Source organism: Cellulomonas fimi ATCC 484 (assembly GCF_000212695.1).
Classification (GTDB): domain Bacteria; phylum Actinomycetota; class Actinomycetes; order Actinomycetales; family Cellulomonadaceae; genus Cellulomonas; species Cellulomonas fimi.
On the sequence record NC_015514.1, the window covers coordinates 640,661 to 656,834 of the forward strand.

12 protein-coding genes are annotated in these 16,174 nt (G+C 75.6%); 9 read left to right on the forward strand and 3 right to left on the reverse strand.

From position 1 onward, the window contains the following. Positions 1-192, forward strand: coding sequence for a hypothetical protein (locus CELF_RS02875; RefSeq protein WP_013769746.1), 192 nt, complete (start codon positions 1-3; stop codon positions 190-192). An 83-nt stretch (positions 193-275) separates the two neighbouring features. Continuing rightward, positions 276-614, forward strand: coding sequence for a histone-like nucleoid-structuring protein Lsr2 (locus tag CELF_RS02880; RefSeq protein ID WP_013769747.1), 339 nt, complete (start codon positions 276-278; stop codon positions 612-614). A gap of 69 nt (positions 615-683) precedes the next feature. On the opposite strand, the gene xylB is transcribed toward CELF_RS02880, so the two are convergent. Together xylB and xylA are read right to left on the reverse strand one after the other, a co-directional pair. After that, positions 684-2,132 carry a xylulokinase gene (xylB, locus tag CELF_RS02885; protein ID WP_013769748.1) on the reverse strand — a complete coding sequence of 483 codons (1,449 nt, stop codon included), beginning with the start codon at positions 2,130-2,132 and terminating at the stop codon, positions 684-686. A 129-nt stretch (positions 2,133-2,261) separates the two neighbouring features. Further along, positions 2,262-3,449: a xylose isomerase gene (gene xylA, locus CELF_RS02890; RefSeq protein WP_013769749.1), complete on the reverse strand. Its 1,188-nt coding sequence runs from the start codon at positions 3,447-3,449 to the stop codon at positions 2,262-2,264. A 99-nt stretch (positions 3,450-3,548) separates the two neighbouring features. Here xylA and CELF_RS02895 point away from each other — a divergent pair, with 99 nt between their 5' ends. The 5 genes from CELF_RS02895 to CELF_RS02915 all read left to right on the forward strand — a co-directional run bounded on the left by CELF_RS02895 (position 3,549) and on the right by CELF_RS02915 (position 14,222). After that, the gene (locus CELF_RS02895; protein ID WP_013769750.1) at positions 3,549-4,955 is read left to right on the forward strand and encodes an ROK family transcriptional regulator; all 1,407 of its coding nucleotides are present in this window, start codon (positions 3,549-3,551) and stop codon (positions 4,953-4,955) included. Positions 4,956-5,168: 213 nt separating this feature from the next. Further along, positions 5,169-6,224, forward strand: a complete 1,056-nt coding sequence (locus tag CELF_RS02900) for a lactonase family protein (protein WP_013769751.1) — start codon at positions 5,169-5,171, stop codon at positions 6,222-6,224. Between the two features lie 336 nt (positions 6,225-6,560). Next, a complete protein-coding gene (locus tag CELF_RS02905; RefSeq protein ID WP_013769752.1) occupies positions 6,561-11,798 on the forward strand; it encodes a glycoside hydrolase family 3 N-terminal domain-containing protein in 5,238 nt (1,745 codons plus the stop codon). Positions 11,799-12,078: 280 nt separating this feature from the next. Continuing rightward, on the forward strand, positions 12,079-13,419 hold the full coding sequence (locus CELF_RS02910; RefSeq protein WP_013769753.1) for a glycosyltransferase: 1,341 nt from the start codon (positions 12,079-12,081) through the stop codon (positions 13,417-13,419). Positions 13,420-13,481: 62 nt separating this feature from the next. Next, positions 13,482-14,222, forward strand: a complete 741-nt coding sequence (locus CELF_RS02915; RefSeq protein ID WP_013769754.1) for a phosphoglyceromutase — start codon at positions 13,482-13,484, stop codon at positions 14,220-14,222. Between the two features lie 98 nt (positions 14,223-14,320). Here the strand turns inward: CELF_RS02915 and phoU are convergent, their stop codons facing one another. Further along, positions 14,321-14,986, reverse strand: coding sequence for a phosphate signaling complex protein PhoU (gene phoU / locus CELF_RS02920; RefSeq protein ID WP_013769755.1), 666 nt, complete (start codon positions 14,984-14,986; stop codon positions 14,321-14,323). Positions 14,987-15,229: 243 nt separating this feature from the next. Between phoU and CELF_RS02925 the strand changes: the two genes are divergently transcribed. Both CELF_RS02925 and CELF_RS02930 read left to right on the forward strand, forming a co-directional pair. Next, positions 15,230-15,631, forward strand: a complete 402-nt coding sequence (locus CELF_RS02925) for a DUF7144 family membrane protein (protein ID WP_013769756.1) — start codon at positions 15,230-15,232, stop codon at positions 15,629-15,631. A 43-nt stretch (positions 15,632-15,674) separates the two neighbouring features. Beyond that, a complete protein-coding gene (locus tag CELF_RS02930; protein ID WP_013769757.1) occupies positions 15,675-16,157 on the forward strand; it encodes a DUF1269 domain-containing protein in 483 nt (160 codons plus the stop codon). Positions 16,158-16,174: the final 17 nt, after the last annotated feature.

Below are 16,174 nucleotides of genomic sequence, written 5' to 3' on the forward strand. Positions count from 1 at the left end.
ATGAACGGCCTCGGTGCCGCCCTCGCGGCGATCCTCCCGTCCATCGGTGTCGGCCTCATCTTCTGGTTCGCGATCCGTGCGCTCGTGAATGCCGACCGCACGGAACGGCAGGCATTGGCGAGAATGGACGCCGCAGAACGCCTCGCCGCACAGCGGGAACCGACCCCGAAGAATGACGAATCGACGCCCTAGCGTTTGACGCCTGAATCGGACGGATGTCATGCTTCGCGGGTAAGCGGAATTTCCCCTCCATCGCACTTACCCCGGAGCGAACAATGGCTCAGAAGGTCCAGGTCCTGCTCGTCGACGACATCGACGGCGGAACGGCGGACGAGACGGTGACGTTCGCGCTCGACGGCGTGACGTACGAGATCGACCTCACCGCGGCGCACGCCACCGAGCTCCGCGACTCCCTCGCCCAGTGGGTCGGGCACGCCCGCAAGGTCGGCGGCCGTTCCTCGGCCGGCCGCACCGCCCCCCGGCCGGGCGGTGTCAAGCGCTCCGCGAACGACGCGCAGGCGATCCGCGAGTGGGCGAAGGCCAACGGCCACCACGTCTCGGAGCGCGGTCGCATCTCCGCCGACGTCAAGGCGGCGTACGACGCGGCCCACTGACCGCGCACCCCGCACGACGAGGCCCCCGGCACCGACGGTGCCGGGGGCCTCGTGCTGCTGCGAGGCGTGTCAGGCCGGCCGGACCGCCGTGAGCTCGCGCACCGCCGCGTACTGCTCGCGGATCCGGGCGACGGGCTCGGCGCGGTGCACCGACGCCTCCGCGGCCGAGGTCCACGACGGGGCCGCCTCGGCGCCCGACAGCACCCAGGCCGCCTGCCGGGCGGCTCCGTCGGCGACGTACTCGCCCGGCGTCGGGACGTGCACGTCGAGGCCGAAGACGGCGGGCGCGATCTCCCGCACGGCACGGGACTGCGCGCCGCCGCCGATGAGGAAGAGCCGCTCGACCGCGACGCCCTGCGCGCGCAGCGCGTCGATGCCGTCGGCGAGCGCGCACAGCATGCCCTCGACGGCCGCGCGCGCGAGGTGCGCCGGCGTCGTGTTCGCGAGCCGCAGGCCGTGCAGCGCGCCCGTCGCGTCGGGCTTGTTCGGGGTGCGCTCGCCCTCGAGGTAGGGGACCAGGACGAGGCCGTCGGCGCCCGCGGGCGCGGACAGCGCGAGCTCCGCGAGGCCCGCGTGGTCGACGCCGAGCATCCGGGCGGCCGCGTCGAGCACGCGCGACGCGTTGAGGGTGCAGGCCAGCGGCAGGAACGCGCCCGTCGCGTCGGCGAACCCGGTGACGAGCCCCGAGCCGTCGGCCGTGGGGGAGGACGCGATCGCGGAGACGACGCCCGACGTGCCGATCGACACCGCGACGTCGCCCGGGCCGAGCCCGAGGGCGAGGGCCGCGGCAGCGTTGTCGCCCGCACCGGGCCCGAGGACCGGCTCGCGGCCGCCGACGACCGCGCGCGGCCCCGCCTCGGACGGGCCGAGGACCCGGGGCAGCTGCACACGGTGCCCGAGACCGCGCTCGAGCAGGTCGAGCCGGTAGTCGTTCGTGACGGGGGACCAGTAGCCCGTGCCGGACGCGTCGGAGCGGTCGGTCACGAGCTGGTCGAGGCCCGCACCGCCCGAGCCGGCGCCGTTGCCGCCGAGCCGCCACGTCAGCCAGTCGTGCGGGAGGGCGACGGCCGCGACGCGGTCGGCGTTGTCGGGCTCGGCGTCGCGCAGCCAGCGGAGCTTGGTGACGGTGAGCGACGCGACCGGGACGGAGCCGATCGCGTCGGCCCACGCCTGCGCGCCCGCCTCGGCGTCGCCGTCGCCGAGCTCGGCGATGAGGTCGAGCGCGGCCTGCGCCGAGCGCGTGTCGTTCCAGAGGAGCGCGTCGCGGACGACCTCGCCCGACGCGTCGAGCGCGACCATGCCGTGCTGCTGGCCGCCGACGGAGATCGCGTCGACGTCGTCGAGACCGCCCGCGTCGGCGATCGCGGTCTGCAGCGCGTCCCACCAGTGGCGCGGGTCGACGGCGGTGCCGTCGGGGTGCGAGGCGCGGCCCTGACGGACCAGCTCCCCGGTGTCGGCGTCGCGGACGACGACCTTGCAGGACTGCGTGGAGGAGTCCACGCCGGCGACGAGCGTCATGGGGCTTTCCTTCGGCGGGCGGACCGGCGGCGGTGCAACGGTCGCGGGGGAGACGAGGGCTGGCCCGCGGAGGGGCCGACAGCACCGCCCGCCCTGCCGAGGGGCGGCGGGGCGGGCGGTGCCGGTGGGTCAGCGGGCGCCGAGCGCGTGCTCGAGGGCCAGCTGGTTCAGGCGGACGAAGCCGTAGCCGCGCTCGGCGACCGCGTCGACGTCCAGGTCCTCGTAGGCCGAGGTGTCGGCGAGCAGGTCGTCGAGGGTCTCGCCCTCGGCGATCGTCGGCTGCGCGAGCTCGAGCACGCCGGCGGCCTCGAGCGCCTCCTGCACCTCGGGGTCGGCACGGAACGCCTGCGCGCGCTCCTTGAGCAGGATGTAGGTCGCCATGTTGGCGGCGGCCGAGTCCCACACGCCCTGGAAGTCCTCGGTGCGCGACGGCTTGTAGTCGAAGTGGACCGGGCCGTCGTAGCGCGGGCCGCCGCTCGGGAAGCCGTTCTCGAGCAGGTCGACCGTGGCGAAGGCGGAGAACAGGTCGCCGTGGCCGAAGACGAGGTCCTGGTCGTACTTGATGGACCGCTGGCCGTTGAGGTCGATGTGGAAGAGCTTGCCCGCCCACAGCGCCTGCGCGATGCCCTGCGTGAAGTTCAGGCCGGCCATCTGCTCGTGCCCGACCTCGGGGTTGAGGCCGACGATGTCGCCGTTCTCGAGGCGGTCGATGAGCGCGATCGCGTGCCCGATGGTCGGCAGGAGGATGTCGCCGCGGGGCTCGTTCGGCTTGGGCTCCAGCGCGATGCGCAGGTCGTAGCCCTTGCTCTTGATGTAGCCGGCGACGGTGTCGATGCCCTCGGCGTAGCGGTCGTGCGCGGCGTTGAGGTCCTTGGCCGAGTCGTACTCGGCGCCCTCGCGGCCACCCCACATGACGAACGTGGACGCGCCGAGCTCGGCGGCCAGGTCGACGTTGCGGATGACCTTGCGCAGGCCGTAGCGGCGCACGCGGCGGTCGTTCGAGGTGAACGCGCCGTCCTTGAAGATCGGGTGGCTGAACGTGTTGGTCGTGACCATCTCGACCGTGATGCCGGTCTCCTCGAGCGCCTTCTTGAAGCGCGTGAGGATGCGGTCACGCTCGGCGGCGTCGGAGCCGAACGGCACGACGTCGTCGTCGTGGAACGTCACGTGCGCGGCGCCGAGCTCGGCGAGCTTGTGCACGGACTCGACCGGGTCCAGCCACGGCCGCGAGGCGCTGCCGAACTGGTCCTGGGCGTTCCACCCGACCGTCCACAGGCCGAAGGAGAACTTGTCGTCGGGGGTGGGCTTGCGGACCATCGCGACCTCTCATCATCGAGTGCCCCGGCGCGACGTTCGATCGCACCGAGATTTGTTGTATGGCTGAACTTATGGCGGATCGGGGCTAGGGTCAACCCCGTGAGAGCGACGGCCGCACGGCAGGGGAGCCTGCGCGAGCACAACCTCGGGCTCGTGCTGCGCCACGTCCTCGACGCCGCCGCGACCGGTGCACCCCCACCGTCGCGCGCCGACGTCGCCGGCGCGACCGGACTCACGCGCGCCACCGTCTCCGCCCTCGTCGACCGGCTCGTCGCCGGTGGGCTGCTCGCCGAGCTGCCTCCCGTGCCCACCCAGCGCGCCGGTCGTCCCGCCGTCCCGCTCGCCGCCCCCGCCGGGACCGTCGCCGCGCTGGGGGCCGAGGTCAACGTCGACTACCTGGGCGTCCGCGTCCTCGACCTGTCCCGCCGCGTGCTCGTCGAGCACGTCGAGCACGGCGACTTCCGCGGCAGCGCCCCGGCCGAGGTCCTGGCGCGCCTCGGCGCGCTCGTCGACGACGCCGTCGCGGTCCTCGACGGGCGAGCCGAACCGTCCGTCGACGCCTCGCACGGGCGCGACGACCACGCCCCCGGGCACGCGGCGACCGCGACGAGCCCGGGTGACGCGACGGCTCCGCGCGACGTGACTCCCGCGGGGGACGTGACGGCCCCGGGGGGGACGACGCGCACGACTGACGCAACACCCCCGGCACCCGGCGCGCCGCACGCACCTCTCGCGGCGTCCGGCACCCCGCCACGCCTCGCCGGCGTCGCGCTCGCGCTCCCCGGCCTGGTCGACGCGCGCGGCGGCGCGCTGCGCTACGCGCCCAACCTCGGCTGGCGCGACGTCGACGTCGCCGGCCTCGCGCGCACGTCGTCCGCGGTCCTCGCCGCCCACCCCCCGCGGCTCGCCAACGAGGCCGACCTCGCCGCGCGCGCCGAGGCGACCGTCCGCCGCACCCCCGGGGCGCGCCCGTCCTTCGTCTACGTGTCGGGGGAGATCGGCGTCGGTGGTGCGCTCGTGCTCGACGGCGAGATCTTCGGCGGCCGGCACGGCTGGGCCGGCGAGCTCGGCCACACGCTCGTCGGCGACGGCCGCACCCTCGAGCAGGTCGCCGGCCAGGACGCGCTGCTGCGCGCCGCGGGCCTCGACCCGCGCGACGGGCTCGACGCGCTCGTCGCCGCTGCGCGCGCCGACAGCCCCGGCGTCCGCGACGCGCTCGCCGCCGCCGGCGGCGTCCTGGGTGCCGCGCTCGCGAACGTCGTCAACCTCGTCGACGTCGGGCACGTCGTCCTCGGCGGCACCTACGCCGCGCTCGCCGACCACGTCCGCGCTCCCGTCCTCGACGCGCTGCGCCGGCACGTCATCGGTGCGCCGTGGGCCGAGCCGACCGTCGACGTCGCGTGCGCGGGCGGTCACGCCGCCATGACCGGCGCTGCGCTCACGGTGCTGCGCACCGTCGTCGCCGACCCGTCGGCCTGGCTCGTCGACGCCACCGACCCGGCCTGAGGCGTCGTCGGGCGCGCGTGCGCACGGGGCGGCGGCCGCGGATCCGGCGTCCGCTCCGACCGCCGCGGTCCCGCGGACGACTCACCCGCTCGGAGGCACGGCCGCGTCCCAGGCTGCTGCGCCCGACGTCGGAGGACCTGGTGGTGGCTGCCGGCGCAGCGCCGGCGGGCGTCGCCGGGTGGCCGCGACGGCTCCGGTCTAGGCTCGTCGCCCGTGACTCGGCTCTGGATCGGTACCTACCCCGCCGCGGGCGCGGGCACCCCCGTCGGCCTCGGCGAGGGCGTCTGGCGCGTGACCCTCGACGACGCGACCGGTGCGCTGTCGGACGCGACCCTCACGCTCGCGCTGCCCTCGCCCTCGTACGTGACCGGGGTGCCCGGCGGTCCGGTGGTGGCGGCGCTGGAGGCGCAGGAAGGGCAGGTCGCGACGCTCGCGGTCGACGGGGACCGGCTCGTCGAGCGGTCCCGCGTGGGCTCGGGCGGCGCGTACCCGTGCCACGTCTCGACCGAGCTCGACGGGCTGCTCGCGGTCGCGAACTACGGGTCGGGCACCCTCGGGCTCGTCCCGGTCGCGGCCGACGGCACCGCGGGCGAGCCCGTCGCGTCGCTCGCGCACGAGGGCAGCGGCCCCCGGACCGACCGGCAGGAGGGACCGCACGCGCACTTCGTCGTCCTCGCGCCGGGCGGCCGGCACGTCCTCGTCGCCGACCTGGGGACCGACGAGATCCGCCGCTACCGCCGGACGGCGGAGGGCGTCGAGCCCGACGGTGTCGCCGTGACGCTCCCGCCCGGCACCGGCCCGCGCCACCTGGCCTTCGCGGCCGACGGCCGGACGCTGTACGTCGTGGGCGAGCTCGACGTGCAGGTGCACGTCCTGACGTGGGACGAGGCGACCTCGACGGCCGCCGCCGCGCAGACCGTCCCGGCCGTCGTCGGCGACGTCACCGGGTCCGGCGGGGGTGGTCCCGTCCATGCCGTGCGGCACCCCGCCGGGTCCCTGCCGTCGCACGTCGTCGTCGACGGGGACGAGGTGCTGGTCGCGGTCCGGGGGGCGGACGTGCTCACGCGCTACCGCGTCGGCGCCGACGGTCGCCTGTCCGCGGGCCGCTCGCACCCCGTGGGCGGCCACTGGCCGCGGCACTTCGCGGTCGTCGGCCCGTGGGTCGTCGTGACCCTCGAGAAGGCTCACCGCCTCGCGGTCCTCGACGCCGAGGGCGCGATCGTCTCGACGTCCGACATCCCGTCCCCTGCCTCGGTCCACCCCGCCTGACCGCCGCACCCCACCCCGTCCCGCCCGGTCTCGTCCGCCCTTTCGGCCGACGAGACCGGCACAGCGCGCCGAGAGCGCGACAGGCACGTGCCGGTCCCGGGGCGTCGTGTCGTTGTCGCGGGCAAGCACGGGGTCGCGCGCCCCGGGCGGCGCGGAGGGAGCGGGTCGTGACCGAATCGTGATGTTCTGCACTTACTGGTCGGTAAGTGGGTGTGGTCTGCTGGGCGCAGCCGCGGTGTCCGAGGGAGGACCGGGCGGGGCGACGGAGCCCCGGACGGGGAGCCGCGGCGGCCGGCCGGTCAGGGGATCCGGTCGTGGTGTCACGAAGGAGTGACCGTGCTGCGTGCCCGTCCGACCCTGCTCCGCCGCACCCGCACCACCGCCGGCAGCCCGCCGGACAGGCACCGACCAGGCGTCGCCGCGCTGACGGCGCTCGCGCTCACGGTCCCCCTCGCGCTCGCCGCGGCCGCACCCGCCGCGGCCTCGGCCACGGCGACCCTCCCGGAGGCACCCGCACCGGCGACGGCGTCGTCCGCCCCGGCAGCGGCACCGGAAGCCGCACCGGCGGCCGCGGGCGACCTGGCCCGGACCGGGACGGCGACGGCCTCGCAGCACCAGGCGGACGGCGACGGCACGTTCCCCCCGGACGCGGCGATCGACGGCGACCCGGCGACCCGCTGGGCGAGCGGCAACGGCCCGGACGCGGACGTCGAGTTCACGGCCTGGCTCCAGGTCGACCTCGGTGCGACGGCGTCGGTCGACCGGGTGGCGCTCGCGTGGGAGGCGGCGTACGCGAAGGCCTACCGGGTGCAGGTCGCGACGGCCGCCCCGCAGGACCCGGCGTCGTGGACGACGGTGCACACCGAGACGGCGGGCGACGGAGGGACGGACGACGTCACGCTCCCGACGCCGGCCGACGCGCGCTACGTGCGCATCCAGATGGACGCGCGCACGTCGTTCGACTGGGACGCCCCGACGCTGCACTGGTACGGCTACTCGCTGTTCGCGCTCGAGGTCTACGGCACGCCGGGCGCGGTGGCGACGGCGTTCGGGACGAGCGGTGTCCGGGTGCCGGCGGGCCAGACCGCGCAGGTGCCGGTCGTCCTCGCGGCTCCGGTGGCGCAGGACACGACCGTGCGGGTCGCGTCGACGGGCGGCACGGCGGTGCCCGGGACGGACTTCACCGCGGTCGACGAGACGCTCACGTTCCCGGCGGGCGCGACGACGGCCACGGTCGACGTGGTGACGACGGACCACGGCCCGCTGGCCCCGGTCCGGACGGTCGTGCTGGAGCTGACGGAGCCGGGCGACGGCCTCGTCCTGGGCGGCCGCACGACGGCGACGGTGACGATCACGCCGCACGGCGCGCTGCCGGACGTCGGCGCGGTGACGGTGCTCGACGACTACGAGGACGGCGTGCCGGCGGGCTACACGACGTGGGGGAGCGGCGCACCGGTGACGCCGGTGCTGAGCACGACGACCACGGACCGACCGGGTGCGCCGGCGGGCAGCCACGCGCTGGTCGCGACCGTGGGCGGGCCGGCGGGACCCGGTGACTGGTTCGGGCTCACGCACGACCTGCCGCCGACGGACTGGTCGGACCACGACGGGTTCACGTTCTGGTTCCTCGGCACGGGCGGCGGCGGGCTGCTGCGGTACGAGCTCAAGAGCGGCGGGCAGCTGTTCGAGACGTCGGTCGTGGACGACACGGCGGGCTGGCGCCGGGTGAACGTCGCGTTCGCGAGCCTGCGGCTGAAGAACGACCCGGGCAGCGACGCGCGGTTCGACCCGACGGCGTCGACGGGCTGGGCGATCACGCTGACCGACCTGGGCGCGGGCGCGTGGCAGCTGGACGACCTCGGCCTGTACGACCGCGTGACGACGGTCGAGGACGCGGAGGGCGACGTCCCGCTCGCGGAGCCGGGCAGCACGGTCGGCCTGTTCACGTGGGGCTCGTCGGGCGCTCAGGTGTCGCTCGGCGTGACGCAGCAGGACCGCGAGGGCGGTCCGGCGGACAACCACGTGCTCTCGGGCGCCTACCTGGTCCCGTCGGGCGGCTGGGGCGGGTTCAGCCAGAACCTCGCCGCGCCGCAGGACTGGAGCTCGTTCCGCGGCATCCGGCTGCTCTGGTACGCGTCGCAGGACACGCGCCCCGCGTCGCCGACGGCCGGTGACGACATCAAGGTCGAGCTCAAGGACGGCGGCCCGGACGGCGAGCACTCGGAGCTGTGGGCGACGACGTTCAAGGACAACTGGTCGCCCGACGGCAGCCGCTGGAAGCTCGTCGAGCTGCCGTTCGACCAGTTCACGCTGGGCGGGTACCAGCCGGGTGACGCGCAGACCCGCAACGGCACGCTCGACCTCACGTCGGCGTGGGGGTACGCCCTGACGTTCGTGCCGGGCACCGCGAACCCGGTGCGCTGGGCGGTCGACGACGTGCAGCTGTACGGCTCGGCGGTGCCCGCGCCGACGGCCGAGGTCGCTCCGGCGCAGGACGTGGTGCTCGTCGACCCGGGCGCGACCGCACGGGTCCCGGTCGTGCTGACGACGACCGACGGTGCGCCGCTGCCGGCGGACGTGACGGTCCAGGTCGCCACGACGGACGGCTCCGCGCAGGCGGGCACGCACTACGACACGGTGACGACGACGCTGACGTTCCCCGCGGGGACGGCGTCGGGCGCGACGCAGGACGTCGAGGTCGTCACGCACGCGACCGCGACACGGGACGACGCGCGCACGCTCGGGGTGACGCTCACGGCGACGGGTGCCGCGGTCGCGGGCTCGCCGCGCGTGGTGCTCAACGCCGTCGGCGCGCCGTACCTCGACGCGGACCTCCCGACCGCGGAGCGGGTCGAGGACCTGCTGGGCCGCATGACGCTCGCGGAGAAGGTCGGCCAGATGACGCAGGCGGAACGCCTGGGCCTGCAGTCGCCCACGCAGATCGGCACGCTCGGGCTGGGGTCGGTGCTCTCGGGCGGCGGCTCGGTGCCGGCGGACAACACGGCCGAGGGCTGGGCCGACATGGTGGACGGGTTCCAGCGCGAGGCGCTCGCGACGCGCCTGCAGGTGCCGATCGTGTACGGCGTGGACGCCGTGCACGGCCACAACAACGTGGTGGGCGCGACGGTGTTCCCGCACAACAGCGGGCTCGGCGCGGCGCGGGACGCGGGTCTGGTCGAGCGCGTGCAGCGGGCGACGGCGGCCGAGGTGCGCGCGACGGGCGTGCCGTGGACGTTCGCGCCGTGCCTGTGCGTGACGCGCGACGAGCGCTGGGGCCGGTCGTACGAGTCGTTCGGGGAGGACCCGGCGCTCGTCACCGCGATGGCGCGCGCCGCGGTGACCGGCCTGCAGGGAGACGACCCGGCCGACCTGTCCGGCCCGGACGAGGTCCTCGCGACGGCCAAGCACTGGGTGGGCGACGGCGGCACGACGTACGTGCCGGAGCTGGCCGGCAGCGGCTACCCGATCGACCAGGGCGTCACGCACGTGGCGTCGCTCGAGGAGCTGCGGCGCCTGCACGTCGACCCGTACGTCCCGGCGATCGACGCGGGGGTCGGGTCGGTCATGCCGTCGTACTCGGCGGTCGCGGTCGGCGCGGGCGAGCCGCTGCGGATGCACGAGCACGCCGCGCTCAACACGGACCTGCTCAAGGGCGAGCTCGGCTTCGACGGGTTCCTGATCTCGGACTGGGAGGGCGTCGACAAGCTGCCGGGCGGCACGTACGCGCAGAAGGCGGCGCGCGCCGTGAACGCGGGGCTCGACATGGCGATGGCGCCGTACAACTTCGGGACCTTCATCACCGCGACGACGGCGAACGTCGAGAGCGGCGTGGTCAGCCAGGAACGCGTCGACGACGCGGCCCGGCGCATCCTCACCCAGAAGTTCGCGCTCGGGCTGTTCGAGCAGCCGTTCGCGGACCGCACGCTCGCCGACGCGGTCGGCTCGGCGGAGCACCGGACGGTCGCGCGCGAGGCGGCGGCCGCGAGCCAGGTGCTGCTGAAGGACGACGGCGTGCTGCCGCTCGCGAAGGACGCGCACGTGTACGTCGCGGGCTCGAACGCCGACGACCTGGGCAACCAGATGGGCGGCTGGTCGATCTCGTGGCAGGGCGGCTCGGGCGACACGACGACGGGCACCTCGATCCTCGAGGGCATCCGCGCGGTGGCGCCCGACGCGACGATCACCTACTCGAAGGACGCGTCCGCGCCGGTCGGCGACGCGACGGTCGGCGTGGTCGTGGTCGGGGAGACCCCGTACGCGGAGGGCGTGGGCGACGTCGGCAACAACGGCAAGAGCCTGTCGCTGTCCGCGGCCGACCGGGCGGCGATCGACACCGTGTGCGGTGCGGTCGAGTGCGTGGTCCTCGTCGTCGCGGGCCGCCCCCAGCTCGTGACGGACCGGCTCGACGCGGTCGACGCGCTCGTCGCGTCGTGGCTTCCGGGCACCGAGGGTGCGGGTGTCGCGGACGTGCTCTTCGGCGACCGCCCGTTCACGGGGCGGCTCCCCGTGAGCTGGCCGGCGACGGCCGAGCAGGTGCCGGTCAACGTCGGCGACGACGCGTACGCGCCGCTGTTCGCGTACGGCTGGGGTCTGCGCACGGACGCCCAGCGCGGCCGCCTGACGGCCGCGGTCGACGCCCTGCCCGCCGGGGAGGCGCGCGACGCCGTGCAGGCCGTGCTCGACGCCGACGTGTGGGCCGGGTCCGCGCTCGACCCGGCCGCGCACGCGGTCGCGGTCCCGCTGCTCGCGGACGCCGCCGCGGCGCTCGACGGCACGGACGCGACGGCGGCGGCCGCCGCCGGGCTGGTCGTCAGCGTGCTCCGCGACCTCGCGCAGGCCGCCGTCGAGGCGGGCGGCGCGGGTCTCCCGGCGGACGCCGTCGCGCTGACGGCCGACGCCGAGCACCTGCTCATGGCGGGCTCGGCCGGCCAGGCCGCGGAGCTGCTCGCCAAGGTGGCCGGGGTGCCGACGACGGCCCCGGTCGCCTCGACGACGACGCTCACGATGCCGGCGGCCACGCTGTTCGGCCGGCCCGTCACCGCGAAGGTCCGGGTGACCGCCGACGGGGTGACCCCGCAGGGCACGGTCGAGATCCGGGTCGACGGCACGGCCGTCGCCACGGCGACCCTCGCCCCGCGGGGCCGTGACGCGGCCGTCGCCGAGGTGGCCCTGCCCGCCGACCTCGCGGTCGGACGGCACTCGGTGGTCGCCGCGTACGGCGGCGCGAGCGCGACGGACCCGCTCGTCGCGGCGTCGCAGTCGGCGCCCCGGACGCTGTCGGTCGCCAAGGCGCGTCCCGAGGTCGGCACCGCGGGCACGGACTGGACGGTCGGCCGCGACGACGACAAGACGGTCGAGGTGCAGGTCGACGGGGTCGCGGGCGTCACGCCGACGGGCACCGTCACGGTGTGGCTGAACGGCCGCCCGACGGCGACGGGGACGCTCGACGACGCCGGCCGGGCGGTCGTGACGCTGCCCCGCACGACCCGCACGTCGCTCGTCCTGGTCACCTACGCGGGCGACGGCACGTACCTGTCGGCGCTCGCGCTGCCCCGGCTGCTCGTCGTGCGCTGACCGCGCCGGGCGTCGCGCGGCACCGCCGGGTCGCGCGACGCCATGCCCCCCGGGCGGCCGCCCCGACCGGTGGCCGCCCGGGTCCGCACCCGGTGGGCGCACCGCCCCGTCCCGGCGTCGCGCCCACCGGGCTGAGTCGCTCCGCGCCCGGCGGCACGCGCACCCGGCTGCCGTCGCCCCGCGCCCGGACACCGCGAGCGACCCGGACGCTCACGGCGCGGACGCCGGCAGGGGTGGGCGACAATGGCCGGAGCCCTCTGCCCAGCCCCCAGGAGACCCCGTGACCGCCGAGCGCGCCCCCCGCGTCGCCATGCTCTCGGTCCACACCTCGCCGCTCGACCAGCCGGGCACGGGTGACGCGGGCGGCATGAACGTCTACGTGCTCGAGCTGGCGAAGGCCCTCGCGGCCCAGCGGGCGCGCGTCGAGATCTTCACGCGCGCCACGTCGTCGGAGCTGCCCGAGACGGCCGTCGTGCCGGGCACCGACGCGGACGGCCGGCCGATGTCCCGCGAGGAGTCGCGCGCCGTCCTGCTCGCGGACGACGTGCCGCCGGGCGTCGTCCCGCCGGTCCTCGTGCACCACGTGCCCGCGGGCCCGTTCGAGCGGCTCGACAAGAACGACCTGCCGGGCGTGCTGTGCGGGATGGCCGCGGGCGTGCTGCGCTCCGAGGCGGCCCGCCGGCCCGGCTGGTACGACGTCGTGCACTCGCACTACTGGCTGTCGGGGCAGGTCGGCGCGATCGCGGCCGAGCGGTGGGAGGTCCCGCTCGTGCACACGTCCCACACGCTCGCGCGCGTGAAGAACGCGTCCCTGGCCCCGGGCGACCAGGCCGAGCCGAGCCAGCGCGTGATCGGCGAGGAGGAGGTCGTGCGCTCCGCCGACGCGCTCGTCGCGAGCACACCCGTCGAGGGGCGCGAGCTCGTCGACCTGTACGGCGCGGACCCGTCGCGCGTGCACGTCGTCGAGCCGGGGGTCGACCTCGACCGGTTCGTCCCGACGACCACCGCGGAGCGGCGCGCCGCACGCGTCGCGCTGGGCCTGCCGACGGACCGTGACGTCGTCCTCTTCGCGGGCCGCGTGCAGGCGCTCAAGGCGCCCGACGTGCTGGTCCGCGCGCTCGCCGTGCTGCACGCGACCGGGCGCCCCGTGCCGCTGCTCGTCGTCCTGGGCGGCCCCAGCGGCCGGTCGACCGCGGTGCGCGAGCTGCAGGCGCTCGCGGTCGTCAGCGGCGTCGCGGCCGACGTCGTGGTCCGCCCGCCGGCCGACCGGGACACGCTCGTGCGCTGGTACCACGCGGCCGACGTCGTCGCGATGCCGTCGCGCAGCGAGTCGTTCGGGCTCGTCGCCGCGGAGGCGCAGGCCAGCGGCGTGCCGGTCGTCGCGGCCGCCGTGGGCGGCCTGCGCACCATCGTCGAGGACGGGGTCTCGGGCCGGCTCGTGCGCGGGCACGACCCCGCGGTGTGGGCGGACGTCCTCGCGGACGTCCTGGCGGACGACGAGCGCCGCGCCGCGTACGGGCTGGCGGCCCGCCGCGGCGCCGAGCGGTTCGGGTGGGCCGCGGCCGCCGACCAGGTGCTCAAGGTCTACGGGGTCGCCGCGGAGGTCCGGCACACGCGCTGACGCGCCGTCCCAGGGACGGACGTCCCGGCGACGGGTCGCGGGTGCTGCGGCAGGATGGGCGCATGACCTACACCCTCGTGCTGCTCCGCCACGGCGAGAGCGAGTGGAACGCCAAGAACCTGTTCACCGGCTGGGTGGACGTCGCCCTGTCGGAGAAGGGCGTCGAGGAGGCGAAGCGCGGCGGCAAGCTGCTCACGGACGCGGGCGTCCTGCCCGACGTCGTGCACACGTCGCTCCTGCGCCGCGCGATCACGACCGCGAACTACGCGCTCGACGCCGCGGACCGCCTCTGGATCCCGGTGAAGCGCAGCTGGCGCCTCAACGAGCGCCACTACGGCGCGCTGCAGGGCAAGGACAAGAAGCAGACCCTCGCGGAGTACGGCGAGGAGCAGTTCATGCTCTGGCGCCGCTCCTACGACGTCCCGCCGCCGGACATCGAGCTCGGCTCGGAGTTCTCGCAGGACAGCGACCCGCGCTACGCGGGCGAGCCGATCCCGCGCGCCGAGGCGCTCGCGCAGGTCCTCGAGCGGGCGCTGCCGTACTGGGAGTCGGACGTCGTGCCGGACCTCAAGGCCCGCAAGACGGTCCTCGTCGCCGCGCACGGCAACTCGATCCGCGCGATCGTCAAGCACCTCGACGACGTCGACGCCGACACCATCGCCGGCATCAACATCCCGACGGGCATCCCGCTGCTCTACGAGCTGGACGAGGAGACCCTCCAGCCCGTGACGAAGGGCGGCACGTACCTCGACCCCGAGGCCGCCGCCGAGGCCATCAAGGCGGTCGCGAACCAGGGTCGCTGACCCCTGCGACGCCCACGCACGACGGAGCGCCGGTCACCCGAGCAGGGGTGGCCGGCGCTCCGTCCGTCCGGGCCCGGGTCGCGGGCACGGACCGGGGCTCAGCTGGCCGAGCGGTCGAGCTCCTGGCCGAGCACACCGGTGACGAGGTAGGTCACGCGGCGCGCGATGGACACGCCGTGGTCGCCGAACCGCTCGTAGTAGCGGCCGAGCAGCGTGACGTCGACGGCCTCCTGGATCGAGCCGTTCCACGTGCCGTTGAGCAGCGCCGCGAACGTGTCCTCGTGCAGCTCGTCGAGCAGGTCGTCGTCCTGCTCGATGCTCTCGGCGAGCGGCAGCTCGTGGTTGCCGAGCAGCGTCGTCGTCCGGCGCGCGACGCGGACCGCGGCGTCGTGCATCTCGGTGAACGTGCCCGACAGGTGCTGCGGCACCGCGTGCCGCGGGTACCGGCCGCGCGCCACCTGGGCGATGTGCCGGGCCAGGTCGCCCATGCGCTCGAGCGTCGCGCTCATCCGCAGGGCCGAGACGACGATGCGCAGGTCGGTCGCGACCGGCTGCTGCTGGGCGAGCAGCAGCACGCAGCGCTCGTCGAGGTCGCGCTCGATCGCGTCGATCTCGAGGTCAGCGGCGATCACCGACTCGGCGAGCGTGACGTCGGCGGTGAGCAGCGCGACACCGGCGTCGGTGATGGCCCGCTCGACGCGGCCGCTCATCGCGGCCAGGTCCTGGCCGAGCTGGGCGAGCTCGGCGTCGAAGATGTCCCGCATGTGATCCTCTCCTGCTGCGGCAGGGGCGCCGCGCGACGGTCAGGCTCGCACCGTCAGGTGAACGGTCGGACGCGGCGAGGTGAACGCGCGACGGCGGTCCCCGGCGGATCGCGCGAAGGCGCCGCCGGGCGGCCCTGCGGCGCCGCACGCGCCGGTCACCCGGGGCGGGTGAGGCGGCCCGGCGACGCGGCGCGCGACAGTGACCGCGGCGGGGCGGCGGGCCGGCGACGGGAGGGGCACGACATGGCACGCACGGTGACGGCGTGGGTCGGGTGGGTCTGGTTCGGCGCGTTCGCGCTGCTGACCGTGGGCCTGTTCAACATCGTGGCGGGACTGGTCGCGGTCTTCCAGGACGACAAGGTGCTCGCGTGGTCGGGCAACGGGGTCGTCCTGTTCGACGTCTCGGCGTGGGGCTGGGTGCACCTGCTGCTCGGCATCGCGCTGACCGCGCTCGGGCTCGCGCTGTTCACGGGCGCCGCGTGGGCCCGCTACACCGCGTGCGTCTTCGTGGTGCTCAACCTCGTCGCGCAGTTCGTCTCGCTCCCGGTGACGCCCTGGTGGTCGCTCACGGTGATCGCGCTCGACGTGGTCGTCCTGTGGGCGCTGACGGTGCACGGCGCCGACGTCGAGCGCGCGGTGTCCTGACGGGTCCGGCACGGCCCGGACCGGGTCGACGAGGAGGAAGACGATGACGACGTTCACCGCGTGGAAGTTCGACACCCCGGACGGGGCTCGCGCCGCAGAGACGGCGCTCAAGGCCGCGTCGTCCGACGGCTTGGTGACGATCCTCGACCATGCGGTCGTGGAGTGGCGCGACGGCGAGCCGAAGCCCGACCTGCACCACGGCCACGAGGACAAGTGGCGCGGCACGGGCTGGGGCGCGTTCTGGGGGCTGCTGTTCGGCGGTCTGTTCTTCGTGCCGCTGCTCGGCGCCGCCGCAGGTGCGGCCGTCGGGGCGATCTCCAAGGCGGTCGCGGCGGTCGGGATCGACGAGGCGCAGCTCCAGACGATCCGCGAGCAGGTCACACCCGGCACGTCGCTGCTGTGCGCGGTGACGACCGACGGCGACCTCGACCGGCTCGGCGAGCGGTTCCACGGCCTGCACTCGACGCTCGTCGCGACCAACCTGACCGACGCCGAGCGCTCGACGCTCATGGAGACGTTCGGCTGACGCAGCCACGCGCACAC

What these genes read in the sequence shown, in the direction of transcription:
- CELF_RS02875 (WP_013769746.1), top strand. Translation starts at nt 1, where the DNA reads ATGAACGGCCTCGGTGCCGCCCTCGCGGCGATCCTCCCGTCCATCGGT.
- CELF_RS02880 (WP_013769747.1), top strand. Translation starts at nt 276, where the DNA reads ATGGCTCAGAAGGTCCAGGTCCTGCTCGTCGACGACATCGACGGCGGA.
- xylB (WP_013769748.1), bottom strand. Translation starts at nt 2,132, where the DNA reads ATGACGCTCGTCGCCGGCGTGGACTCCTCCACGCAGTCCTGCAAGGTC.
- xylA (WP_013769749.1), bottom strand. Translation starts at nt 3,449, where the DNA reads ATGGTCCGCAAGCCCACCCCCGACGACAAGTTCTCCTTCGGCCTGTGG.
- CELF_RS02915 (WP_013769754.1), top strand. Translation starts at nt 13,482, where the DNA reads ATGACCTACACCCTCGTGCTGCTCCGCCACGGCGAGAGCGAGTGGAAC.
- phoU (WP_013769755.1), bottom strand. Translation starts at nt 14,986, where the DNA reads ATGCGGGACATCTTCGACGCCGAGCTCGCCCAGCTCGGCCAGGACCTG.
- CELF_RS02925 (WP_013769756.1), top strand. Translation starts at nt 15,230, where the DNA reads ATGGCACGCACGGTGACGGCGTGGGTCGGGTGGGTCTGGTTCGGCGCG.
- CELF_RS02930 (WP_013769757.1), top strand. Translation starts at nt 15,675, where the DNA reads ATGACGACGTTCACCGCGTGGAAGTTCGACACCCCGGACGGGGCTCGC.